19 protein-coding genes are annotated in these 25,279 nt (G+C 65.1%); 11 read left to right on the top strand and 8 right to left on the bottom strand.

Annotated elements, in window-relative coordinates:
* Positions 1-192: 192 nt before the first annotated feature.
* Positions 193-654, top strand: a complete 462-nt coding sequence (locus BKA07_RS18705) for a hypothetical protein (protein ID WP_245162014.1) — start codon at positions 193-195, stop codon at positions 652-654.
* Between the two features lie 9 nt (positions 655-663).
* On the opposite strand, the gene BKA07_RS18700 is transcribed toward BKA07_RS18705, so the two are convergent.
* Positions 664-1,833 carry a GAF domain-containing protein gene (locus BKA07_RS18700; protein WP_167952630.1) on the bottom strand — a complete coding sequence of 390 codons (1,170 nt, stop codon included), beginning with the start codon at positions 1,831-1,833 and terminating at the stop codon, positions 664-666.
* Positions 1,834-1,947: 114 nt separating this feature from the next.
* On the opposite strand from BKA07_RS18700, the gene BKA07_RS18695 reads away from it, so the two are divergent.
* Entirely contained in the window at positions 1,948-3,768 is a 1,821-nt protein-coding gene (locus tag BKA07_RS18695) for an NAD(P)/FAD-dependent oxidoreductase (protein WP_167952628.1), read from the top strand.
* 163 nt (positions 3,769-3,931) lie between these two features.
* Here the strand turns inward: BKA07_RS18695 and BKA07_RS19450 are convergent, their stop codons facing one another.
* Positions 3,932-4,861 carry a hypothetical protein gene (locus BKA07_RS19450; RefSeq protein WP_245162013.1) on the bottom strand — a complete coding sequence of 310 codons (930 nt, stop codon included), beginning with the start codon at positions 4,859-4,861 and terminating at the stop codon, positions 3,932-3,934.
* Between the two features lie 283 nt (positions 4,862-5,144).
* On the bottom strand, positions 5,145-5,666 hold the full coding sequence (locus BKA07_RS18685) for a TetR/AcrR family transcriptional regulator (RefSeq protein WP_167952625.1): 522 nt from the start codon (positions 5,664-5,666) through the stop codon (positions 5,145-5,147).
* A gap of 138 nt (positions 5,667-5,804) precedes the next feature.
* Here BKA07_RS18685 and BKA07_RS18680 point away from each other — a divergent pair, with 138 nt between their 5' ends.
* A complete protein-coding gene (locus tag BKA07_RS18680; RefSeq protein ID WP_167952624.1) occupies positions 5,805-7,382 on the top strand; it encodes an MFS transporter in 1,578 nt (525 codons plus the stop codon).
* Between the two features lie 136 nt (positions 7,383-7,518).
* Here BKA07_RS18680 and BKA07_RS18675 read toward each other — a convergent pair whose 3' ends face one another.
* Genes BKA07_RS18675 through BKA07_RS18665 form a run of 3 tightly spaced genes read right to left on the bottom strand, consistent with a single transcriptional unit; the run spans position 7,519 to position 10,785 of the window.
* The gene (locus tag BKA07_RS18675) at positions 7,519-9,063 is read right to left on the bottom strand and encodes a tripartite tricarboxylate transporter permease (protein ID WP_167952622.1); all 1,545 of its coding nucleotides are present in this window, start codon (positions 9,061-9,063) and stop codon (positions 7,519-7,521) included.
* A 1-nt stretch (position 9,064) separates the two neighbouring features.
* Positions 9,065-9,742, bottom strand: coding sequence for a tripartite tricarboxylate transporter TctB family protein (locus BKA07_RS18670; protein ID WP_167952620.1), 678 nt, complete (start codon positions 9,740-9,742; stop codon positions 9,065-9,067).
* Positions 9,739-10,785, bottom strand: coding sequence for a Bug family tripartite tricarboxylate transporter substrate binding protein (locus tag BKA07_RS18665; protein WP_167952618.1), 1,047 nt, complete (start codon positions 10,783-10,785; stop codon positions 9,739-9,741). Before BKA07_RS18665 ends, BKA07_RS18670 begins: the two co-directional genes overlap by 4 nt.
* Positions 10,786-10,964: 179 nt before the next feature.
* Here BKA07_RS18665 and BKA07_RS18660 point away from each other — a divergent pair, with 179 nt between their 5' ends.
* From BKA07_RS18660 to BKA07_RS18645, 4 genes are all read left to right on the top strand, one after another.
* Positions 10,965-13,376 (top strand): S9 family peptidase, encoded by a 2,412-nt coding sequence (locus tag BKA07_RS18660; RefSeq protein ID WP_167952616.1) that lies wholly within the window; start codon positions 10,965-10,967, stop codon positions 13,374-13,376.
* A 325-nt stretch (positions 13,377-13,701) separates the two neighbouring features.
* Positions 13,702-14,688, top strand: coding sequence for an ABC transporter substrate-binding protein (locus BKA07_RS18655; protein ID WP_167952614.1), 987 nt, complete (start codon positions 13,702-13,704; stop codon positions 14,686-14,688).
* Between the two features lie 84 nt (positions 14,689-14,772).
* Complete coding sequence (locus BKA07_RS18650; protein ID WP_167952612.1) at positions 14,773-15,864, top strand: ABC transporter permease; 1,092 nt, start codon at positions 14,773-14,775, stop codon at positions 15,862-15,864.
* Between the two features lie 5 nt (positions 15,865-15,869).
* Positions 15,870-16,661: an ABC transporter ATP-binding protein gene (locus tag BKA07_RS18645; protein WP_167952610.1), complete on the top strand. Its 792-nt coding sequence runs from the start codon at positions 15,870-15,872 to the stop codon at positions 16,659-16,661.
* 33 nt (positions 16,662-16,694) lie between these two features.
* Here the strand turns inward: BKA07_RS18645 and BKA07_RS18640 are convergent, their stop codons facing one another.
* Entirely contained in the window at positions 16,695-17,732 is a 1,038-nt protein-coding gene (locus BKA07_RS18640; protein ID WP_167952608.1) for an alpha/beta fold hydrolase, read from the bottom strand.
* 53 nt (positions 17,733-17,785) lie between these two features.
* Here BKA07_RS18640 and BKA07_RS18635 point away from each other — a divergent pair, with 53 nt between their 5' ends.
* Positions 17,786-18,391, top strand: a complete 606-nt coding sequence (locus BKA07_RS18635) for a TetR/AcrR family transcriptional regulator (RefSeq protein WP_167952606.1) — start codon at positions 17,786-17,788, stop codon at positions 18,389-18,391.
* A 289-nt stretch (positions 18,392-18,680) separates the two neighbouring features.
* Positions 18,681-20,945, top strand: coding sequence for a BCCT family transporter (locus tag BKA07_RS18630; protein WP_245162012.1), 2,265 nt, complete (start codon positions 18,681-18,683; stop codon positions 20,943-20,945).
* On the opposite strand, the gene BKA07_RS18625 is transcribed toward BKA07_RS18630, so the two are convergent.
* Positions 20,904-21,950: a formylglycine-generating enzyme family protein gene (locus tag BKA07_RS18625; protein ID WP_167953399.1), complete on the bottom strand. Its 1,047-nt coding sequence runs from the start codon at positions 21,948-21,950 to the stop codon at positions 20,904-20,906. The genes BKA07_RS18630 and BKA07_RS18625 overlap by 42 nt on opposite strands.
* Positions 21,951-22,100: 150 nt before the next feature.
* On the opposite strand from BKA07_RS18625, the gene betC reads away from it, so the two are divergent.
* Positions 22,101-23,630: a choline-sulfatase gene (gene betC, locus BKA07_RS18620; protein WP_167952604.1), complete on the top strand. Its 1,530-nt coding sequence runs from the start codon at positions 22,101-22,103 to the stop codon at positions 23,628-23,630.
* 218 nt (positions 23,631-23,848) lie between these two features.
* Positions 23,849-25,249, top strand: coding sequence for a TIGR01777 family oxidoreductase (locus BKA07_RS18615; RefSeq protein WP_167952602.1), 1,401 nt, complete (start codon positions 23,849-23,851; stop codon positions 25,247-25,249).
* Positions 25,250-25,279 lie beyond the last annotated feature (30 nt).

Below are 25,279 nucleotides of genomic sequence, written 5' to 3'. Positions count from 1 at the left end.
ATGTTCCAGCAATGGCGAAGGCGTCGAGCGCTCAATCGAGTCGAGCTTGGGGACGGTAGGCCGCTGCCGAGGTTCCGTTGGTGGCAGCTGTTGGGCAGATCACTGCTTCACCTTGAACTCGTCGACTTCGGGGGCAGGCCCGTGAGATACGCAGTGGATGTGCGGCAGTGGAAGACAGACGAGAACGGCTATATGAAGGTCTTCCTCTACCGCAATGATCGACAGCATGAAGTCTCGAGGGTTCCTGCCGTTTTTTCAGTCGAGGGTGGGAACATCGAAGTCGCTTCCAGCAACTTCGGGCTGAAGCGCTGTCACTTCGTCGCCGACGCTGGAGTTGAACGGCAGATGCGGCCCGATCCCCGATCGGCGGAGGGCCGCAGAGCCAGATTGGACGAGAGCCGTCCGCTGTTGAGTCGTGTGGTCGGTGCGATCTCTGTTGTGCTGTTGCTGGTGGGCGTCGTGCTGCTGCTTCAGCAGATCGCCGTGCCGATATTGCAGATCCCACCCATTGCTGAGCAGATCGGTCCTGTCGAACCGCTGATCGACCTGCCCCTGTGGCTCAGCATCAGCCTGGGTGCAGCTGCCGCGGTCGCCAGCACGGAGAGAGCGCTGCGCATGCGCTATCGCTGGTGGCTCGATGCTGCGGGAAACTGATCGTCCGTGTCACTCCACTCGTGCACTGACGCCTTCGGCCCACCGATAAGGCTGCGTCGCAAGGAGTGCGCCGATCGAGCGTCGCAGTCGGGACACCTCGGCGCGCACCGTAACCAGATGCTCGGCGTCGCCGTACAGTGTCCGGCTGAGCTCGGCAGCACTGATCCCGGCTGCCCCCGCCGAGGTGATCGCTGCGAGGATCTGCGTACGGCGCGGAGTGAGCGGAACGTTGAGGGGCTCGGCTCCGGACATGATCTCAAGCACCGCGGGCTGAACAGTCCGCCGGAGTGTCACCGAGACTTGGGAGCCCTCGGCGTCGCCTGATGGTCTCAGCAGCCACCCTCCGGTGACCTTCTCCGGCAGGCACAGTCCCGCCCCGGGGACGAGGATCGTACGGTCGGGCACCGGCACCTCGATCCGGTCCCGGCTGCGGACTCCCTGCTGGTAGGCGACCCAGCCATCGTCATCGACGACCAGTGCCGGACCCGTGCTGCCGCTGAGGACGGTCGACATGCGATTGCGCAGACTGTTCAGCTGCTCCTGCTGGATGAGCGAGAGCCGAGCCTGGGCCAAGTGGACAGCCGTCGTCACGAGCGACTGGACGGCAGGATGGAGGGTGAGCGCCGGCCCGCTGATGTCGACGACGCCCAGGAGGCCGCCGTCGATGGGGTCGTGGATGGGCACAGCACTGCAGTACCAGGGGTGTTGCGAGGTTTCGAAGTGCTCGGCGGAGAACAGCTGGACCGGGGCCTCTTCGGCCAGTGCCGTGCCGATGGCGTTGGTGCCGACCGTGGGCTCGGACCAGTGCGCGCCTTCGACGAACCCGAGACCGTCTGCCTGATGTCGGGCGGCAGCAGCGCCGTCGCGCCACAGGATCACACCCTCGGCATCGGCGACGACGAGGATGAACGTCGCCGCATCGGGCATCTGCAGCAGCACGGATCTCAGCTCTTCGACGATGAGGCGCAGCTTCGACCGGCGCCTGCGGAACTCGACGTCCGCCTCGGCGGCCACGACTCGACGATTGCCTCCCGAGGGATCAAGACCCAAACGCAGCATTCGATGCCACGAGCGCGCGACGAGCGCTCGCGGCTGCTCCGGCGGCGAACCGCCGGTGATCACGGCATCGTGAATGCGTGTCAGATCTCTGGCGAGATGCACCAGATCGGGCTGAGGCATATGACGAGTATAGGCACGGGTGATCGAGCCTGGCCATGCAACATGATGCAACTCTTTCGGGCCGGGATCGGGCGGCATAGCGTGGGACCACACAGCTCAAAGAAGAGGAGTGACATGACAACGACAATTGACCGTACTCAGCTCACCGCCGACGACATCGCAACCCAATGGCTGGGCACCTTCGAAGCTGCCATGCGCAGCCGCGACGTCGAAGCAGCGGTGGAGCTCTTCGCCACGACCAGCTACTGGAGAGACCTCGTGGGCTTCTCCTGGAATCTCGCAACGGTGGAGAACCACGACGGGATCAGGGATCTGCTGACGGAGGTCATCGAACGGGTCTCTGCCTCGGAGTTCGAACTCAGCGAACCGGCGGCCTCGGCCGACGGAGTCACAGAAGCCTGGTTCACATACTCCACAGCGGTGGGCAGGGGCAAGGGCATGGTCCGGCTGATCGACGAGGACGGCACGAAGGCGTGGACGCTGCTGACCACCCTGCAGGAGCTCAAGGGCCACGAAGAGCCGCAGGGGACGCGTCGGCCCAAGGGTGCCGAGCATGGGGTCGACCCCGATCGCAAGAGTTGGTCGGAGAAGCTCGCGGACGAAGATGCGGCCTGGGGCGAGACGGCTCAGCCCTACACGCTCGTCGTGGGCGGGGGCCAGGGCGGAATCGCGTTGGGCGCTCGCCTGCGCCAGCTCGGGGTTCCGGCCCTCGTCATCGACCGGTGGAACCGCCCGGGTGACCAGTGGCGCTCACGCTACAAGTCGCTGTGTCTGCACGACCCGGTCTGGTACGACCACCTGCCCTACCTGAAATTCCCCGAGAACTGGCCGGTGTTCGCGCCCAAGGACAAGATCGCCGACTGGCTGGAGTTCTACACCAAGGTGATGGAGATTCCGTACTGGTCAGCCACGGCAGCCACCTCGGCGACGTTCGACGAGACGTCGAAGCGGTGGACGGTCGAGATCGACCGCGACGGCGAGAAGATGACGCTCAAACCCACCCATCTGGTGATGGCGACCGGGATGTCCGGAAAGCCGAACGTCCCCTCGTTCCCGGGATCCGAGGTCTTCCAAGGCGAGCAGCAGCACTCCTCGCAGCACCCTGGACCGGACGCCTACCGGGGCAAGAAGGTCATCGTCATCGGCAGCAACAACTCCGCGTTCGACATCTGCGGGGCACTGTATGAGAACGACGCCGACGTGACGATGGTGCAGCGCTCGAGCACGCACATCGTCAAGAGTGACTCGCTCATGGAGATCGGCCTCGGCGACCTCTATTCGGAGAGGGCGCTCGCCAATGGGGTGACCACGGAGAAGGCCGATCTCACATTCGCGTCCCTGCCGTACCGGATCATGCACGAGTTCCAGATTCCGCTCTACGACCAGATGAGGGAACGCGACAAGGACTTCTACCAGAGGATGGAGGACGCAGGCTTCGACCTCGACTTCGGAGACGACGAATCCGGGATGTTCCTCAAGTATCTGCGGCGAGGCTCCGGCTACTACATCGACGTCGGTTCCGCAGAACTCGTCGCCGACGGCAAGGTGAAGCTGGCCAAAGGCGAAGTCGACCACCTGACCTCGGACTCCGTAGTGCTGGCCGACGGCACCGAGCTGCCGGCCGACCTCGTCGTCTACGCGACCGGCTACGGTTCGATGAACGGCTGGGTCGCCGACCTCGTCGACCAGGAGACCGCTGACAAGGTGGGCAAGTGCTGGGGACTGGGCTCCGATACCACGAAGGACCCGGGACCGTGGGAAGGCGAGCAGCGCAATATGTGGAAGCCGACCCAGCAGGAGAACCTATGGTTCCAGGGAGGCAATCTGCACCAGTCACGTCACTACTCGCTGTACCTGGCTCTACAGCTCAAGGCCCGCTACGAGGGCATCGACACCCCGGTGTACGGCCTCCAGGAGGTGCACCACCTGAGCTGAGGTGGTGGCCCCGCCGCCAGCACGGCCCCGCGGCCCCGCGGCCCCGCCGCCGGCCGCCGGCCCAAGCGATCCGGCAGTCTTAGCTGGACGTTTTGGGCTGACGAGAGGTGAAAATGTCAGCCCAAAACGTCCAGCTAAGTGGAGCTGAGCGCCAAGTGTGGCATCACAATAGGTCGAGGTGGTCGCGGATCTTTGCCTCGAGCTGTTGCATGTCGGTTCTGCTGGTCACTTTGAGGACGGTCCAACCCGCGTAGACCATTGCTTCATCGCGATCGATGTCACTGATCCATTGGTCTTTGGATCTCAGATGCTGTTCGCCCTCGTATTCCAACGCGAGCTTCTTGTCCGGGTACCCCAGGTCTGGTTCGATCACTCGTGTCAACAGGCGGCTGCGGATCTGTGGGTGAACGACCGGTTCAGGCAACCCGACAGCTCTGGCCCACAAGCGCAGTTTGGTCTCCGCTGGAGAGTCGACTTTGGGGCGTATCAATTCCAGTGCCTCGAGCAGATGCCGACGTCCGCGGACTCGAGGGTAACCGTCCAAGCGTCTGCGCAGGTCAGCGATGTTTGTCTGGGGCGGACCGTGCCACTTGCCGATTGCGGCGTCACCAAGCATCACCAGATCATGCACCGATAGTTCAGTGGCAAGGCTGATGAAGACGTCCTCCGGCTTCAGTACGGGCAGATCGAGCCACCTCCACTTGGAGAAGTGCGGAGTCCGGTGAAGTGTGACTTGAGGCATCCGAATGCGGGTGTCTATGTCGTTGGTCGAGACGTGCAGGCGGTTGGTCATCAGTCGTGGTGGCAGGGGCCAGCCGTAGACTCTTGCGGCGCTCGCATGACTGGCGACAACGTGGGGGAACTTGAGCACAGCGGCACGAAGCCTCAAGGTTTCGCTTTCCCAGCTCTGATCGGCCCATCGAGGTGTGCGGAAGCGATCGAAGGACTCCCGGTCCATCCTGATGCCCGGCAGTACCACCGGGTAGCGGTCAGTGTGGAACAGCCCGTGGCGCGTAATTCCCAACGATTCGGCACTCTGCGCGTGGAAAAGTCGCGGGTAGCTGCGGATCTCCCACTTCGAATCGTTGAACATGGAGATCATGGTGGTGCAGTGGTGCTGGGATGGGAAGGTCGAAAATCGGACCTGTGGATGGAGGCCCGTCATCCACAGCAAATCGAACTTAAGTGCAAGGCCGTTTCACCACGACCCCGGGTACCAAACAACCCTTGCCGCAGAGGGCGCAATCATGTTTCCTCGTCCTTAGCTGGACGTTTTGGGCTGATAACCGGCAGAAAAGTCGGCCCAAAACGTCCAGCTAAGAATGAACTGACGGGGTGCTGCTTGTGAAGCGGGGCGCTTGATGGCGGCTGACGGTTCACAGCCCGAGGCGGGCGAGTACGTTCTTCACATGGGCCAGTGCGTCGTCCTGGGAGAGCCCGAAGTTCTGGTTGAAGTACATGCCGTCGCCGATGAGCTGGACCGTCATGGCCAGATGTGGGTCGCCGAGGTGTTCGTTGAGCACGTCGAACCAGGCTTCCCGGGTCTTCCGCAACGCGGTCTTCGCTTCCTCGTTCTCCTGGGCCAGGCGGCCGGCGGCGATGAGACTGCGATCGAGTGGCGTGCCGACCTCCGCCGAGGTCTCGAGATAGTACGAATGCAGACGGTCGCCGGCGGCCTTCATCTCTTCGACGTCTTCCACGACGAGTCTGCCGAGGCGTTCGAGGCTGCCCTTGACCAGCTCTGCCTTCGACCCGAAGTGATAGAGCAGACCACCCTTGGACACGCCTGCCTTCGCTGCGACGGCATCCAGGGTGGCACCCGCTGCGCCGTGTTCATCGAGGAGAGTCTCGAACGAATCGAGCAGTCTCTCTTTCGTGTCGGAGGAGTTTCGTGCCATGACCATGAGCCTAGTCGAACTCTGGTGCGGGCGCGGTAGGGGGAGCATGTCGCGCAATCGAGGTGACGGCTGACCTTGAGTTGAGCATTCCGGCATTCGACTTTTCAACTATACCGTCTAGACGGTATAGTGGGGTCCATGTTCACATCACAGACACCACACGTGCGCGCCGGCCGGCGCGAATGGGCTGGCCTGGCTGTGCTGATGATCCCCGTTCTGCTCATCTCGATCGACAACACGGTCTTGGGATTCGCGATACCGGCCATCAGCACCGGCCTGCATCCCACCGGCACCCAGCTGCTCTGGATCGTCGACATCTATGCGCTCATGCTCGCCGGCCTGCTCGTGGCCATGGGCAGCATCGGTGACCGGGTCGGTCGCCGCAAACTCCTGGTCATCGGGGCCTCAGGCTTCGGCCTGGCCTCGCTTCTGGCTGCGTTCTCCACCTCGGCGGAGATGCTCATCCTCGCCCGCGCACTGTTGGGTCTCTTCGGCGCTACGCTGATGCCCTCGACCCTGTCGCTGATCCGCAATATCTTCGCCGACGACAAGGACCGTCGCATCGCGATCGCCACCTGGGCCGCCATGTTCAGTGGCGGTGCGGCGCTGGGCCCCATCGTCGGCGGTGTCCTGCTCGAACACTTCCACTGGAGCTCCGTCTTCTTCATCAACCTGCCGCTGATCGCGATCTTCATCCCCGCAGCGATCCTCCTGCTGCCGGAATCGCGGGACCCGAACCCTGGCCGGATCGACCCCTTGTCGATCGGATTGTCGATGCTCATGCTCGCCCCACTCGTCTTCGCCATCAAACACGTCATGGCCGTCGGTGCGGATCTGCCGTTCTGGGTCAGCATCGTCGTCGCGGCAGCTGCCGGAGTCGGATTCGTGACTCGTCAGCTCGCTTCGTCGAACCCGATGCTCGACGTCAGACTCTTCGCGAACAAGGTCTTCACCTCCGCAGTGCTGTCCAACCTGCTCAGCGTCATGGGCCTGGCCGGATTCCTCTACTTCGGCACGCAGCTGCTCCAGCTGGTGCTCGGACTCTCACCGGTCGAGGCCGCTCTGGTGCTGGTGCCCGGGCTGGCCACCTCCATCGCCGCGGGCTATGCGGCGGTGCCGATCATCGCCCGCCTGCAGCCGCGCGTGGTCGTTCCCTGCGCTTTGGTCCTCAACGCGATCGGACTGGGCATCATCGCGTTCTCACCCGAGCACTCGGTGGCGGGCGTGATCATCTCGTTCCTGATCCTCGGCATGGGCATCGGGACGGCCGAGGTCATCACGAACGACCTCATCCTGGCTGCGGTGCCCGCGAACAAGGCCGGAGCCGCCTCGGCGATCTCCGAAACCGCCTACGAGTTCGGTTCGGTCATGGGCACCGCCGTCCTCGGCGGTCTCTCGACGATGGTCTACGGCGCCCACCTGCAGACGATTCTCGGCGCCGGAGCCACCGGGCCCGATTTCGAGACGCTCGGCTCGGCGCTCGAATCCGCGGGTGCACAGGGCGGTCGCGTCGGTGAGCAGATCGCCGAGGCGGCGGTGACGTCCTTCGACCTCGGCGTGCAGTGGGCCGCCGGTGCAGCGGTCGTCCTCGCGCTGACTGCGGCGGTGCTCACGAGCTTCGGACTCAAGGGCGCTGGGAGACTGCTGCCCGGCAGCGCCGAGGCCGATGGGGTCGACTCTCAGGCACCCATCGAGGCGGAGATCGCCGGCCCCTGATCGTGCAGTGGAGGCGGCGCACGCTCGGTCGATGGGACGAAGCGGCCCCGCAGACGATTCGAATGAATCATCCTCGGGGCCGCTTCTCTTCTGGTCTCGAGCAGTGCGACCGTCGTCAGCTGCCGATCAGCTCAGCTCACGAGCCGACGGTCTCACTCTTCGCCGCAGTCACAGCCTGCTTCTGCCGACGGCGTGCCAGCACGCGACCGACGCCTGTGTAGAGCAGTGCGCCGATGAGGATGATGTAGAGGACGATCGTGATCGGCGAGGACACGAGCACGGTCACATCGTTGCCCGAGGCCAGCAGGGCATCGCGCAGACTCGACTCGGCCAGCGGACCCAGGACCATGCCGATCATCAGCGGAGCCAGCGGCACACCGTAGCGCTTGAGCACGAAGCTGATGATGCCGATTCCCAGCAGGATCAAGAGCTCGAACTGCGACGCCGAGGTGGCGTAGATGCCCAACCCGCAGAACACCGCGATGCCGCCGTAGAGGTAGGGATCCGGGATCTTGAGCAGCTTCGCCCACAGGGGAGCGAAGGGCAGGTTGATGATCAGCAGGACGATCATGGCGATGAAGAAGCTCGCCAGCAGACCCCAGACGAGCTCCGGGGACCGGTCGAAGAGCAGCGGTCCCGGCTGCAGACCGTACTGCCGGAAAGCCGCCAGCATGATCGCGGCCGTCGCGGAGATCGGCAGCCCCAGGGCCAGCAGGGCGCCCATGGCGATGCCGGTCGTGGCGGAGCCCGCCGACTCGGGCCCGGCCAGGCCGCGGATGGCACCCTTGTCGCCGAACTTCGGATGCTTGCGGCGGGAGTCGAGCTTGCGTTCGAGACCGTAGGACATGAACGTCGGCACATCGGCACCGCCGACGGGAATGACGCCGAAGGGCAGACCGATCGCGGTGCCGCGCAGCCAGGCGGGCAGCGCCTCGGCGACTTCCCCGCGCGAGAGGAAGGGCCGACCCGAGGAGTTGATCGTATTGTCGTTGACCTTGCGGCGGATCCGCGAGGCGATGAAGAAGACCTCGCCCAGCGCCAGGATCGCCACGGTCACGGTGACAAGTGAGACGCCGTCGAAGAGCTCGGGCACGCCGAAAGTGAAGCGCTCCGTGCCCGAGACCGAATCGATGCCGATGACCGAGAATCCGATGCCGAGCACCAGCGCCATGAGGCCCTTGAGCACGGAGTCTGCGACGACCGAGGACGTGGCGACGAAGGCGAAGAGCGCGAGGGCGAAGAATTCGGCGGGGCCGAAGTTCGTCGAGAAGTCCGCCAGGGCAGGGGCGATGAACACGACGAGGAAGCAGGAGACGAAACCGCCGATGAACGCGCCGATCGCGGCCGTGGCCAGGGCCTGCGGCGCTCGCCCGTTGCGGGCCATCTTGTGGCCTTCGAACGTCGAGGCGATCGCCGACGCCTGACCGGGAGTGTTCATCAGGATGGCCATGGTGGAGTCACCGAAGAGACCACCGAAATAGACGCCGGCGAACATGATGAATGCGCCGGTCGGGTCGAGGGCGAAGGTCATCGGCAGCAGCAGTGCCACGGCCATCGATGACCCCAGGCCCGGCAGCACGCCGACGGCGGTGCCGAGGAAGCAGCCGACGAGAACCCAGAGCAGGTTCATCGGCGTCAGAGCGTGCGCGAAGCCTTCGAAGAGGGACATGAGAGAGTCCATATCAGAAGCCACCTCCCAGAATTCCCGAAGGAAGATTGAGCCCCAGCAGCACCGAGAACGCAATGTAGACCAGGGACGAGAACGTCAGTGCCACGGTGAGGTCGAACAGGGGCCGCTTCGAACCCATCGACCGGGCCACACACCAGAACAGAAGCGCCGCGGCGAGGATCCACCCGGCGAACTCGAGGATCAGTGCGAACGCCGCAAAGCCGCCCGCACCCCAGGCCAGGGACACGAAGTCACTGTGGGTCCGATGCCGCGAATCGGCGGCCCTGGCCCGGGCGAGTGCCGTGCGGTCGGCGGCCGGTTCGTCCTCTTCGTGCGGGTCCAGGTGCGAGGCCGACACCGCCGAGGTGACAGGAGTCGAGAACGCCTTGTCCTCGGCCGCCTCGGCGGGGATGTCGTCATCGACGTCGACGGGTTCGGGGTTGCGGATATAGGCGATCGTCAGCAGGATCGTGAGGATGTAGCCGACGATCATGATGATCATGGGAAAGAACTGCGGCCCCGGCTGCTCCGCGTCCTCGGCGACTTCCATCGTGATGATGCCGATGAGCAGGTAGGTCGAGAAACCGGCCATGATGAGCGGGACCAGGAGCCCCGATCGTCCCTGCCACCAGGTGCCGGCGCCGAGGTGGCCCGTCCTGGTGCTCTTCCGCGGTGCCGTCTCCGTGCTCACAGTCCCAACTCCTTCAGCAGCGTCTCGACTCGAGAGGTGTCCTCCTTGATGAATTCCGCGAACTCATCACCGGTCAGCCACACATCCGTCCATTTGTTGCGTTCGAGGGCGTTCGCCCATTCCGGGCTGTCGCGGGTCTGTCTGAGGACGTCGAGAAGCTGTGACGTCTCGTCCTCGCCGATGCCGGGAGCGCCGAGCCAGCCGCGCCAGTTCGTCAGCGTCACCTCGTATCCCTGTTCGGTCATCGTGGGGACGTCCTCGTAGCCGGCGATGCGCTGTGGTGCGGCCACGCCGATCGCTTTGACCCTGCCGGCTTCGATCTGGTCCGAGACTTCGTTGAAACCGCACGAGGCGAAGTCGGTGGTCCCCGAGAGCAGCGTTTGGATGGCCTCGCCGCCCCCGGCCTTCGGAATGTAGGTGATGCCCGAGGCGGAGACGCCGGACAGCAGCGCCAACTGGGCGATCGTGAGGTGATCGACGGAGCCGGCGGATCCGCCCGTCCAGACGAAGCCCTCGGGGTCCTTCTTCCACTGGCCGATGACGTCATCGAGAGTGTTGTAGGGGGAGTCGGCGGCGGCGATGAGCACATCGTAATCCTCGGCCACGCGGGCGAGCAGCGTCGTATCATCGAAGCCGACGGGTGAATCGTTGAGCGCAATGCCGCCGACCATCGCGGTGCCTGTGGCCAGCATCGTGTCGGCCCGGCCGTGCATGGTGGAGAACTTGCCGAGGCCGATGGTGCCGCCGGCCCCGGGGATGTTGACGACCTGGGCATTGTTGGCCAGCTTGTTCACACGCATGGCCTGCTGGGTCTCTCGGGAGAATCCGTCCCAGCCGCCGCCGGCTCCGGCAGGTGCGATGAGCGTGAGGTTCGAAGAGAGATCACCCTTGGCCGAGGCCGCTTTGACGGAGTAGGTCGAGGCCGTGCCAATGGCTGCCACGGCGAGGGCGCCGTAGGCGATTCGACCGAACATGCGTCGCGTCGGATGCGGCGGCCCGGACCGTGAATCTGCGCCAGGATCTGAGGCGGATTGGTTCGTCATTGACCAAACTTTCATATCTGTTGTGAGTTACATGTGAGGCTCGTCATAGCCTATGTTGATCAAGGTCACATTACGTGCTTGTGCGCACTGATTGCGTTCTGCTCGTTCTTCCCCTTCTGCGCATTGTGCTCATTCGAGTGCTGTGTGCAGTCAACGCCGAGGTGGCTAGGCTGGGAGACATGAATGACTCTGCTCCCGAAGCCACCGAGCCCGGCCCCTCTGCAGGCGCCGCCACGGTCGGCGCTCCCACCACTACGGTCGGCGCTCCCGTCGCCCAGAAGATCCCGTACGAACGGACGCACCACGGTCATACCTTCGTCGACGACTACGAGTGGATGCGCGACAAGGACTCCCCGGACGTCATCGCCCACCTCGAGGCCGAGAACGAGTGGACGGAGGCACAGACCTCTCAGCTCGAGCCGCTGCGCGAATCGATCTTCACCGAGATCAGAACTCGCATCAAGGAGACCGACATGTCCGTGCCGACCCGGCGCGGGAACTACTGGTACTTCTCGCGGACGAAGGCGGGGCTCGACTACGGCATCAGCGTCCGTGTGCCCATCGCCGACGCCGAGGACTGGACTCCGCCCGAGGTCGGTGAGGAGCCGCTGCCCGGCGAGGAGGTCGTCTTCGACTCGAACGTCGCGGCCGAGGGCCAGGAGTTCTTCTCTCTGGGGACCTTCTCGCTGACCGACGACGGCAGATACCTGCTTGTCGGCATCGACACCTCCGGCGATGAGCGCTACACCTTGCGACTTCGCGACCTCAGCCGCGGTGAGGACCTGCCGGACACCGTCGAAGGCACCTTCGCAGGAGCATCGATCGACCCCACCGGACGATTCCTCTTCTACACGACCGTCGACGATGCCTGGCGCCCGGAGAAGGTCTGGCGCCATGCCGTCGGCACCGACAGCGGCGAGGACGTGTGCATCTTCCATGAACCCGACGAGCGCTTCTTCGTCGGCTCGGGATTCTCCCGGTCCGGTGAGTACATGTTCGTCGTCACCGGGTCGAAGACGACCACGGGCTTCTGGTTTCTCGAAGCCGAGGACCTGGAAGCGGCACCGCAGGTGGTCTGGCCCCGGGTCGAGGGTGTCGAGTATTCCGTCGAGCACGCGATCATCGCCGACGAGGACCGGTTCCTCATCACCCACAACCAGGATCGCGCCGACTTCGACATCATCGACGTGTCCGTCACCGACCCCGCCGGCACCGCCCGCGAAACCGCCGACGCGGTCGACGACCCCGGAACTGTCGCCGATCCGCTGGCCATCGGACGTCCCCTGCTCGAGGACGTCGAGGGTCTGCGCATCGAAGACGTCGACGCCTTCGCGGACTTCATCGTCGTCAGCTATCGTCGCGGCGGCTTCGCCCGCGTCGGCATCGTCGAGCTGACGCCAGGGCCCGAGCCGGCGACGGATAGAATCGAGGCGGCGCCAGGGAGGCGGGCCGCCTCGGCGGAAGCGTCCGCCGCTGAAGGCGGGGGTGTCGGCTCGCCGTATGGCCGACTGCAGGAACTTCCCTTCTCTCGTGAGACCGGAACCCTGGGATTCGCCGGCAACCCCGAGTTCACACAGACGAGCATCCGACTGCTCTTCACCTCCATGTCCACGCCCGCTGTGATCTATCAGCACAGCGTGGCAGACGGCACTGACACCATCCTCAAACGCCAGCCGGTCCTCGGGTCCGTCGACCTCGAGCGCTACGCCGAGTCCCTCGTCTGGGCCGGCGCCGAGGACGGAACGCAGATCCCGATCTCCCTGGTCTATCGCACCGACCTCGTCTCGCCCGCCCACGGCACGACCGCCTCGGCGGGGGAGGTCGCCTCGGCGAGGGAACCGGAGTCTCAAGGCACAGCCCCGACCGAGCCCGCCCCACTGGTGCTCTACGGCTACGGCTCCTACGAGATGAGCATGGACCCGTACTTCTCCGTCTCCCGGCTCTCCCTGCTCGACCGCGGGGTCGTCTTCGCGATCGCCCATGTGCGCGGCGGCGGCGAAATGGGACGCCACTGGTACGACCAGGGCAAGACCTCGGCGAAGAGGAACACGTTCACGGACTACATCGCAGCCGGACGCCACCTCGTCGCCGAAGGGTGGACGGCACCTGAGAAGCTCGTGGCCACCGGGGGATCGGCCGGCGGGCTGCTCATGGGTGCGGTGACGAACATGGCACCGGACCTCTTCGCCGGCGTCAGTGCCCATGTGCCCTTCGTCGATGCGCTGACCTCGATCCTCATGCCCGAACTCCCGCTGACCGTCATCGAATGGGAGGAATGGGGCGATCCCCTCCACGATGTGCACGTGTATGAGTACATGCGCTCGTACTCGCCGTATGAGAACGTCGCCGAGGCGGATCATCCGAAGATCTTGGCCGTAACCTCACTCAACGACACCCGGGTCCTCTACGTCGAACCAGCGAAATGGGTCGCCCGCCTGCGCGAGGTCGGCGCCGATGCGCTGCTGAGGACCGAAATGGCCGCCGGCCATGGAGGCGCTTCGGGCCGCTACGACTCGTGGCGGGAGACCGCGTTCGATTTCGCCTGGATCCTCGACGTGCTGGGCAGGTCGGACGTCGAGATCGAGGCCTGACGCCGTCGGGGCGTCCCGCGAGGGCGCACGGGACACCTGGGCGGCTGGTCGACCCGGCCGCGGGACGTTTGTCGCGATAGATAACGATACTGGGACGATTGTCTCCAAAACCCCGAATCGGTCACCCGTGTCAGCGGCGCCCAATAGAGTGGTGACCATCACAGCCGTACCCGTCGCGTCTGCGGAACCAGAATGAACTGAGCCGCGGGCCGCGTGTGGTCCGTCTGCAGTTCCACGGCGGTCCCATCGACGGGACCGTACGGGAACGGCGACAGTGTTCGTTCCGGTTCTGGACGGTTGAACCGGTTTTTCAAAGGGGAGAAGAATGCGTCTCAAACGTCTGGCCACGGCGATCGTGGCAGTGAGTTCGGTAATTGCGGTGTCAGCATGTTCGGGCGGAGACGGCGCCGGCGGCGAGGGCGACGGCGGCGATTCCTACTCGATCGGCATCTCCCAGCTGGTTCAGCACCCGGCCCTCGACGCGGCCAGCGAAGGCTTCAAGAAATCCTTCGAGGACGCCGACGTCACCGTCGAATGGGACGAGCAGAACGCACAGGGCGAGCAGGCCAACGCCACCTCCATCGCACAGACGTTCGCGAACCAGGACCTTGACCTCGTGCTCGCGGTCGCCACCCCTGCGGCCCAGGCCGCAGCACAGGCCATCACGAGCATGCCGGTCCTCTTCACCGCCGTCACCGACGCCGAAGAGGCCGGTCTCGTGAAATCGAACGACGCACCCGGCGGCAACGTCACCGGAACCTCCGACCTCAACCCGGTCGCCGAGCAGGTCCAGCTGGTCAAGGACCTCAAACCCGATGCGAAGACCGTCGGCATCGTCTACAGCTCCGGTGAGGTCAACTCGCAGGTGCAGGTGGATCTGGCGAAAGAAGCCGCGAAGGACCTCGACGTCGAGATCAAGGAAGCCACGATCGCCAACTCCGGCGAACTCGCGCAGGCCGTGAACTCCCTCGGCGATGTCGACGCCTACTACGTGCCCACCGACAACAACGTCGTCTCCGCGGTCACGACCATGGTCCAGGCCGCCGAGAAGCACAAGGCGCTGCTGGTCGGTTCGGAAGCGGGCCAGGTGGAGCAGGGTGCGGCGATCACCCGCGGCATCGACTATACGAAGCTCGGCGAGCAGACCGGCACGATGGCGCTGAAGATCCTCCAGGACGGGGAGAAGCCGGCCGACATGCCTGTCGAGACCAGCTCCGACCTCGAGCTCGTCGTCAACCCGGATGCCGCGAAGAGACAGGGTGTGGAGATCCCACAGGACATCATCGATGAGGCCGACAGCGTCATCGAATGAGCGGATCCCGATCGCCGGTCGGAACTCTCGTGACCGGCCGGCGGTCCGCACCAACTCGACACCTCACCACCTGATCGGAATCACATGTTCGGAGCACTGGAACTCGGGCTCATCTACGCAGCGATGGCGCTCGGGGTCTATCTGACCTTCAAAGTCCTCAACTTCCCCGACCTCACCGTCGACGGAAGCTTCACCACCGGCGGCGCCACAGCCGCATCGCTGATCATCGCCGGGGTCAACCCCTTCCTGGCGACCTTGGCCGCCATCGGCGCCGGGCTCATCGCCGGCTACATCACCGGTCTCCTCCACACCAAGGGCGGCATCGACGGCCTCCTCGCGGGTATCCTCACGATGATCGGCCTGTGGTCGATCAACCTGCGGATCATGGGCAAGGCGAACCTTCCGCTCCTGCGAGAGGACACCGTGTTCACCCCTCTGCGGGAGAACATGTGGCTGGGCACCTGGATCTCCATCTCCGTGCTTCTCGTCTTCACCCTGATCCTCAAATTCGCCATCGACTGGTTCCTCACCACCGACCTGGGGCTGGCGATCCAGGCCAATGGCAACAATCGGCAGATGATCCGCAGCCTCGGCGTCAACACCGACAACACGACGATGCTGACCCTGGCCCTGTCCAACGGCTTCGTCGCACTCTGCGGAGCACTGGTCGCCCAGTACCAGGGCTTCTCCGACATCAGCATGGGCATCGGCCTCATCCTCGTCGGACTGGCCTCGGTCATCCTGGGTCAGGCCGTCTTCGGCAGCCGCAACATCTTCATGGCCAGCCTCGGCGCCATGCTCGGCTCGGTCATCTACCGACTCATCATCTTCCTCGCGCTGCGCGCTGGACTCGACACCAATGACATGAAGCTCACGACGGCGCTCCTCGTCGTCCTCGCTCTGCTGCTGCCCCGTTGGGGATTCCTCAGGCGAATACCGTCGCTGAGGTCACGCGGCAATCGGGCGGCACCAGCGGTTCCGGACGACGAAACGGCCGACGACCCCGCGAACGAAGCGGGAACACAGGTGCCCGCCGGCACCACCGACACACCGTCCGAGGGCACCGACGTCCCCGCGGAGACGTCGGCGACACCCGCCGGAACGACGGTCGGAACAGCACCCGCCGGAACGACGACGGCCGGTACCACGGCGGCCCCGGAACAGAAGGAGCGCTGAGTCCGATGCTGAAGATCGATTCCATCTCGAAGACCTTCTTCCCCGGCACCGTCAACGAGCGCAAGGCCCTGCAGAACCTCTCGCTCGAACTCGACGAGTCCGATTTCGTCACCGTCATCGGATCCAACGGAGCCGGAAAGTCGACCCTGCTCAACACGGTCTCGGGCCGCCTGCCCATCGACACCGGGTCGATCACGATCGACGGCGCCGAGGTGTCCCGGATGCCCGAATACAAGCGCGCCAAATATCTGGGTCGTGTGTTCCAGGATCCCATGGCCGGAACCGCACCCGACCTCACGATCGAACAGAACCTGTCCCTGGCCCTCAAACGCGGAAAGTCGCGCGGGCTGGGACGGGGAACCACCTCGGCGAGGCGGGAGAGATTCCGAGGCGAGCTCGCCACCTTGGAACTCGGTCTGGAGAACCGGCTGAAGACCAAGGTCGGTCTGCTCTCCGGGGGACAGCGGCAGGCCCTGAGCCTGCTCATGGCCGGCTTCACCCAGCCGCGCATCCTGCTGCTCGACGAGCACACTGCGGCCCTCGATCCGCAGCGAGCCGCCCTCGTGACGGAGCTGACGAACAAGATCGTGTCGAATGACGGGCTGACCACGCTCATGGTCACCCACAATATGGAACAGGCGATCACACTGGGCAACCGCCTGATCATGATGCACGAGGGCGAGATCATCTACCAGGCATCGGCCGAGGAGAAGAAGACGCTGACGGTGGAGACGCTGCTGGACGAATTCTCGAAGCTCAAGGGCGCAACGCTGGGCGATCGCGCCCTGCTGAACTGACCTGCGGCTGTGTTGTTCGCCTGTCGTACTCCATCATCCGGAGGACCTCCGAGCACCGTCTGTGATGAGCTGTTCGATGTCGGCAGCCATCTCCTCGGGATATTCTCCGTTGACGGCATGCGACGCATCTTCGTAGACACGGACGGTGCGAGAGGCCGCCCCGGAGTCCCTCCCCGCTGAAGCACCCAGAGCTCGTTTCGCAGTGGCCGCAGCCGTCGGCGGGTCATGCATCACCGAGTCGCCGGCGATGAGCGCGAGCACCGGCATCGTCAGACCCGACAGCTGCTGCTCGGTGATCCGAACAGGCTGGGGCTTCTTCATGGAGTAGTGCTGCATCCCCGCCTCGATCATGTCCGCGACCGGCACATCCTCGACAGGAGCACCGCCGGCGGTATAGGAATTGAACGCATCTCGACCTGCTCGGGGAAACCACGGCACGGAGGCGGGAACGGCACGCAGGACCGTCTCCAGCGGAATGCTGTCGAAGGTGTTGACGGGATCGATCAGGGTCAGCGACCGCACGTGCTCCGGATGATGGATGGCGAGGTTGGCGGCGGTCCATCCTCCGAGTGAGAGGCCGACCAGGTTCAGCGAGTCCTCGGGAAGCGCGGCGACCGTCTGGGCGAGCCATTCGGCCTCGTCCTCCGGCCCGGAGATCGGTGAGGACTGCACGCTTCGGCCCGGTTCGCCGAGGAGGTCGAGCGCGTAGACGTCACCGACCTCGAGCAGCGACGGCATATTGCCTGCCCAGATCGGAGTCGACGCAGCAGTCCCGGGCAGAAGCATCATCGGCGCCGCCTCGCCGGCACCTTCGAACCGGTAGACCCGGACGATGCCGAAATCCGTGCGGACGTCCCTGGACTCGGCGGGATCCGGCATGCTCGCGAATGCCTTGTCGTAGGCCGAGAAGAACTTCTCCTCTCCCTCGGCACTGTTCCAATGCCCCACGGGAGACGTGGGCCGGAGGAAGAACCCGACGAGCCCCGCGATGACGAGGGCAGAGGCCGCCGGGACAATCACTCCACGGCGCGGCAGCCATGGTCTCTGAGGTGCAGCGGGAGCAGGGTTCACGAAAAATCCTCTACCGATCGGTCAGTGATTCAACCATAAAGTAGCATTGCGTCATGGCACAAGACCTCGCGGAGGAGAAGTCGTACGACCGTCGACCGAGTTTCACACAGCGAGCCAGGAGAGCTCAGATCATCGAGTCCACGATCGAACTCCTCGCCGAGCACGGATTCTCCGGTGTTTCGCTGTCGCAGATCGCCGACCGCGCAGGTGTGACCAAGCCGACCGTGCTCTATCACTTCACGGACAAAGCCAATCTGGTCAGCTGCACATATCGAAGCGTCCTGGACGCGATGGTCGAATCGGTCGGCAATGCGATCGACGCCGCCGAGGTGGCCGACCGTCCGAGTGTCTATGTGCGGGCGATGGTCGCTCATTTCGTCAACCGTCCCAGCCACGCCCGCCTGACCATCGAGGCGCTGACCCATGGTGAGGGAGGGACCGGGAGTTCGGAGAGGTGGAAGCCCGTGGCCGAACTCATCGACGCAGCTCGACGCACCCGCGGAGCCGAGGCAGCATCCGAATCGCGGACGGCCGCACTCATCATCGGAGGCGCTATCGACGCTGTCGTCGCGGAAGCTCTCGAGGACCCGGACTTCGACGCGATTGCGGCGAGTGAGGAGATCGTATCCCTCGTCGAGCAGCGATTCCTCACCGGCTGACGTCCGCAGCACGGTGTCCGCAGAGCGGCTCTGGGCGATACCAGGTCTTCTTTGAGAAGCTCACAGGAAGCTGTTAGGGTCCGAAGCTATGGCACAGACAGGTATCTTCCGGGCATTCCTCTGTGCCCGGACCGTCTCTGCGACTCGCACCGCGCCCCGCCCCACGGCAGGCTATGCCAATGATTCCTGGGAACGCGCGGCCATCGGGTGGTGTGGCTCGGAGCCGTAGATCGGTTCAGCGATTTTCGATCATCTGCAACCTCGACGATTGAGAAAGGGCCATCGCTGAATGTCCGATGACTCCACACCCACATCGGAGAACCTCAACTCCGATGACACCGCACCGCACGAACCCGCAACGCCCGACACCGCTTCTTCCGACACGGCTGCCTCCGACACGGCAGCCTCTGAGACCGCCTCTTCCGGCGGCGTGACGACCGAGCGCCGAGTCTCACGCGAGAAGCTCAAAGCCGATGCCCGGCGAATGAGCCGCGAGACCCGCAAGGGCCTGGGCAAGCTGGACTACAGCCGCCCCCGCCGCCCCGACGACGAGCCGGCGAACAACACCCAATACCCGCACAACACCCACCCGATCCTGGTCCCGGGCATCGCGATCGACGAACAGCGTCGCCGCTACTCCCTCGACAAGATCATCTTCGCCATCGCCGGCACCCTCACGGTGGCATTCGTGATCTGGGGGATCACGAATCCCGGCGGCGTCGCCTCGGTGGCGCAGACCGCCTACGACTGGGCGACGATGAACGTCGGCTGGTTCTTCAACGTGGTCGCCATCGTCGTGCTCGTCGCCCTTCTCATCCTCGCGTTCTCCTCCTACGGCAGGATCCCGCTGGGCAAGGACGATGAGAAGGCGGAATTCAGCACCTTCTCCTGGGTGGCGATGCTCTTCGCCGCCGGCATCGGCATCGGCGTGCTGTTCTTCGGCCCGTCCGAGCCTCTGACATACTTCATCAGCCCACCACCGCTGACGAACGATCCCGAAACGATCGAGGCCCTGCACGGGGCGATGGCTCAGACCTACTTCCACTGGGGCTTCCATGCCTGGGCGATGTACGCCCTCGTCGGCGGCGCGATCGCCTATGCCGCCTACCGTCGCGGGCGTTCGCTGCTGCTGTCCTCGATCTTCCAGTCCCTGTTCGGCAAACGCCGGACCGAGGGCTACGCCGGCAAACTCGTCGACATCTTCGCGATCGTCGCGACACTCTTCGGCACCGCGGCCGCCCTGGGCATTGCGGCGATGCAGATCGGCACGGGTGTGAGCATCGTCAGCGGCGCAGGACCGATGACGAACAACATGCTCGTCGTCATCATCTGCGTGCTCACCATCGGATTCATCATCTCCGCGGTCTCCGGGGTCTCGAAGGGCATCCGCTACCTGTCGAGCATCAACATCGTCCTCACCGTCGGCATCGTCGCACTCGTGCTGTTCCTCGGCCCGACCCTGTTCCTGCTCAACCTGCTGCCCTCGGCGATGATGGAATACTTCGGCTCGCTCTTCGAGATGATGGGCAAGTCCCTGTCCTGGGGTGCCGAGACCCAGGAGTTCCAGTCCGTGTGGACCGTCTACTACTGGGCCTGGTGGATCTCCTGGTCACCGTTCGTCGGCACCTTCATCGCCCGCATCTCCCGCGGGCGCAGCATCCGCCAGTTCATCCTCGGCACGATCTTCATCCCCTCGGCCCTGCTCTTCGTCGCCTACGGCATCATGGGCGGAACGTCCATCTGGATGTACCGCGAGGGCGCCTCCGGGTTCGACGGAAGCATGGAGGCCCCCGAAGTGTTCTTCACCCTCATCGGCAACCTGCCCTTCGTCGAATGGCTGCCTGCGGTCGCGATCGTCGTGCTCGCGATCTTCTTCATCACCTCGGCCGACTCCGCCTCCGTGGTCATGGGCATGCTCGCCAGCCGCGGCGACCAGGAACCCAAGAAGTGGGTCGTCGTGTTCTGGGGCCTCGTGATGTCCGGGATCGCGGTCGTCATGCTCCTCCTCGGCGATGCGAGTGCGCTCGAGGGGCTGCAGCAGCTCGTCATCGTCACTGCGGTGCCGTTCGCGATCATCATGCTCTTCATCATCCTCGCGTGGTACAAGGAGCTGCGCACCGATCCCTTGGCGCTGCGTCGTCAGTACGCGCAGAACGCGGTGGACAATGCTGTGGTCGCCGGTGCCGATCGCTTCGGTGACGACTTCGCCCTCCAGGTCGTGCAGACCGAACCGGGCGACGGCGCCAACTGCGGAATCGACTCGGAACACGAGGACTACACCGACTGGTACCAGCGCACCGATGAGTTCGGCGAACCCGTCGGCTTCGATTACGAGACCGGTGAGTGGGCCGACGGGTGGACTCCCGAATCAGACACCTCCGAGGCGGACGAACCCCAAACCACCACCGCCGAGGCCGACGCCACCGAGGCCTCGGAATCCGACGAATACGTTCGCGCCGCCTCGGCGGGGGCCGGCACATCCTCGGCGTCGTCGGGAAGCCCTGCGGCGGACTCAGAGGCTGATGGCCAGTCGGAATCCCGTGTGACCGAGTGATGTGTCCGGTGTCGCGGCCGTGCGCGCCGAGGTCCGATACCTCCGGCAATACGAGTCATGGCACATATAGGACCCGCCGCGCAGGACGGGGCGATGGTCCTCGGCGCTGAACTCGCCGGCAGTCCACTCCCAGACATTGCCGGTCGTATTGTGCAGGCCGAAGCCGTTGGGAGGAAACGAGTCGGCGGGGACGGTGCCCACCGGTCCCGTCGGCCCATCGGGGAAGACGCCGGGGAAGGTGTTCATTCGCGCCTCTCCGTCCGGCTCGCGGACCGAACCCCAGGGAAACGGCTGCTGTTCGAGCCCGCCGCGGGAGGCGAACTCCCACTCGGCCTCGGTCGGCAGGCGGGCGCCCACCCACCGCGCATACGCCTCGGCGTCGGTGCGGGAGACGTGAGTGACGGGATGTCTCGCCCACTGTGCGAGGGTGGATCCTGCGAGCGTGGAGCCCGGAACGCCGGCAACCGGATTCGGCCCCTCGGCCCCGGTGGGCGTCGGCCCACCGGGCCGGAACCAGGCCGCACCTGGGACCTGACGCCACCAGGGGGTAGCCTGCACAGCAGGGGAGATCTCGTCCAGCCCCTCGGCCAGCAGGCCGCTGAAGACCAAGGAGTCACCATGAGTTTCGGCATCAGTGCGATGACCCGTCGACGCGACGAATGCGGCGAACTGCGCGACCGTGACCGTCGTTGCCGCGATCGCGAAGCCTGTGACTGCGACCTCACGAACAGGCCCCTCGCCATCGGCGGGGTAGGCCGACGGATCCTCGCTGCCCATGAGGAACGTGCCGCCGGCCAGCCCGATCATCTGCAGATCCTGCGAGGCCAGGGCCGCGAGCTCGGTCAGCAGCTGAGCATCGGGACCGGGCGCTGCGGTCGATTCCCGGCCCGACGTTCGCACCTGGGTGGGGGATTCTTCTTCCTCAACACCCACCTCGGCGGGCCGAGGATCGCTCTGGCTCGCTCCGACGGGAGAGTTCCGTGCCGGGCCGCAGCATGAGGCCATCGTTGCCACCTTCAATCCATCGGTGAGACTCGGTCTCACACGAATCAGTTCCATCTCCACACCTGCGCAGCTTCGCAACGCAGCTGACTTCGCAGACCATGCTTTCACAGAGAGCAGACCTGACGTTCCCAGAAAGGACGTGACCAGCATATGCAACCGCCGAACATCATTGTGATCCAGGCCGATCAGATGGCCGCACAGGCATTGGGGGCCTACGGCGACACCGCCGCACTGACCCCGAACATGGACTCCCTGGCCGAGGACGGGGCCGTCTTCGATCGCGCGTACTGCAACACCCCGCTGTGCGCACCTTCGCGGGCATCGATGATGACGGGTCGGATGCCCTCCGACGTCGACTGCCTGGACAACGGCGACGACTTCGCCGCCTCGGTGCCGACCTTCGCCCACCGGCTGCGCAAGCTCGGCTACCACACCGCGCTCATCGGTCGGATGCACTTCATCGGCCCCGACCAGCACCACGGGTTCGAAGAGCGCCTGACCACCGACGTCTACCCGGCCGACCTCGACATGGTCCCCGACTGGCAGCGTCCCCTCGACCAGAAGCTGCAGTGGTATCACGAGGCCGACCCCGTCTTCACCGCCGGTGCAGCGAAGGCCAACGTCCAGCAGGACTTCGACGACGAGGTGAGCTTCCGGACCCTGCGCCACCTCAACGACAGGGTGCGGGCCAACCAGGCCGCCGGTGAGGACCAGCCGTTCCTCATGGTCACCTCGTTCATCCACCCGCACGACCCGTACGAGCCGCCGCGGGAGAACTGGGACAGGTTCGCCGAGGTGGACATTCCCGGACCGGCCCACCCCGAGGTCCCCGACATCGCCGTCGACCCGCACAGCCACCGGCTGCGCACGATGAGCGGGCTGGACAAACGCGAACCGGGAACCGAGGACATCCGGCGGGCCCGCCGTGCCTACTATGCGGCCGTGAGCTACATCGACGACCACATCGGCAAGGTCCGCAAACGCCTGCGGGAGCTCGAACTCGAGGACAACACGGTCATCATCGTCACCAGCGACCACGGAGACATGCTGGGGGAGAAGGGCCTGTGGTACAAGATGTCCCCGTACGAGCAGTCCTCCCGCGTCCCGATCATCATCAACGGCCCCGCCGAGGCGGTCACCCCGGGCCGGTACGCGAACCCCGTCAGCCTCGTCGACCTCATGCCGACGCTGCTCGACCTGGCCGGATCGCCGGATCCGACGGCGACCGGAATCTCCCTGTTCGAATCCGCCCGCCAGGAAGCTGCGGGGGAGAAGGGGCCGGAAGATCGCGACGTCATCATCGAGTACTTCGCGGAAGGCACGTACCGTCCGCAGGTGACGCTCATCCGCGGCCAGTACAAGCTCACGATCTGCCCGGGCGACCCCGAGCTGCTCTTCGACCTGGCCTCCGATCCGGAGGAGCTGGTCAATCGGGCAGGTGAGGCCGCATATGCGGAGATCGTGGCGACAATGCGGGCAGAACTCGACGCGCGGTACGACCTCGACCACCTCGAGGAGCACGTGCTCGGCAGCCAGTCGAGCCGGCAGCTCGTCGCCGATGCGCTCAAGGTCGGCAAGGTCCGACACTGGGACTTCGAGCCGGACCCCGAGGGCGGCTACGTCCGCGGAGACTTCTGGACCTCCTTCCGCTACGGGAAGATCCCCGACACGAACGCCTGAGTGTCACGCCTCAGGCGTGAAGTTTCATCGAGCGCCGACCGCAGCGCCGAGAGCAGACCGTATACCCTATGCTCTCCGCGCTGCGGTCGTCTTTCGGTGAAGTCGAGACGAGGGAGCGGGGAGGTCCACCCTCGGCGGGGATAATTCATCTGGCAGTGGGCGAGTTGCGGGTCACACTTTCAGGCTCGGGTGGCATCATCTGGAGTAGGAGGGATGTCATGACCAACTTCGAGTGGACATCAGAAGTCCCGCTGGCCGCCGAGACGACCTATCTCTGGCACGCACAGCCCGGAGCACTGACCCGACTGTCCCCGCACTGGGCCCAGGAGATCGTCGAGGAGAGCTACCCTCCGATCGCACCCGGCGCGGTCGCCCAGGTCAAGACCAGTGTGCCCGGCAGCTACGGCCTCGTGCGGCGACCATTCAATTCGGTGCATTCCGAGGGCCCCTCCCGGTTCTCCTTCGTCGACGAACTCAAGAAGGGCCCGCTGAGCCAGTGGAAGCACACCCACGAGTTCTCCTCGGTCGCCGGCGGCACCAAGATCGACGACCACATCGAATTCTCCATGGCCCCGGCCGGCTTCGACTCGATCGATCGCAGTCTCATCCACAACCTCGAAGCGACCTTCGAGGCCCGCCACAAGCGCATGCTCATGGACATCGAGTTCCTCGAACGCATGAACGCACCGATGCTGACCAGGACGAAGGGCAAGCGGATCCTCATCGCCGGCGGCAGCGGTCTCGTAGGCCAACAGGTCGCGGCCCTGTTCTCCACCGCGGGCCACTTCGTGCGGATGCTCGTGCGACGGACCCCGAAGGTCGAATACGAGTCGCATTGGAATCCCGACCTGGGCATCATCAACCCGCGTGACCTCGCGTGGGCGGACGCCGTCGTCCACCTCGGCGGTCGGTCCATCGCCACCCGGTTCACGAAGAAGGCGAAGGAGGAGATCCGCTCCTCACGCATCGACTCGACGACGCTGCTGGCCGAGACCATGCGCAAGCTGCCCGAGGCGAAGCGACCCGAGGTGTTCGTGTGCGCATCCGCGGTCGGGATCTACGGCTCCCACGCTGAGACACCCGTGGACGAGACCGCTCCCGTCGGCGAAGGATTCCTCGCCGAGCTGTGTCAGGAGTGGGAAGCCGCAGCAGCACGAGTCGAAGACGCGGGCATCCGTCGGGTGTCGATCCGCTCGGGCATTGCGCTGACCTCGCTGAGCGGATTCCTCAAACTCCAGACGCCCCTGTACCTGGCTGGTGCCGGTGGTCGGCTGGGAAGCGGCGAACAGGGTCTGGCCTGGGTCTCCCTCGACGATCTGGCCCGGTCCTATGTGCACGCGGTGCTCACCTCCTATGTGCGCGGTCCGGTCAACGCGGTGGCCCCGGAGCTGGATTCGCAGCAGGAGTTCGCCGAGGCGCTCGCCGCCCACCTGAGGCGACCGGCCCGCGTCCCGACGCCCGGTTTCGTCACCGAGCTGGTGCTCGGTGCCGACGGAGCCAAGGAACTCGCGCTGGCAGATCAGAAGGTGCGTCCGGAGAGGCTCGAGGAGACCGGATACCAATTCGCCCACCCCACGCTGTCGGCCTGCCTCGAGGAGGAACTCGGCTGGGGAGCGTGAAGTGGGCGAACAGTCTCAGGTGAGGCTCAC

Origin of the sequence: Brevibacterium marinum (assembly GCF_011927955.1) — a bacterium.
Lineage (GTDB): Bacteria > Actinomycetota > Actinomycetes > Actinomycetales > Brevibacteriaceae > Brevibacterium > Brevibacterium marinum.
This window is presented reverse-complemented; position numbering and strand designations above follow the sequence as displayed.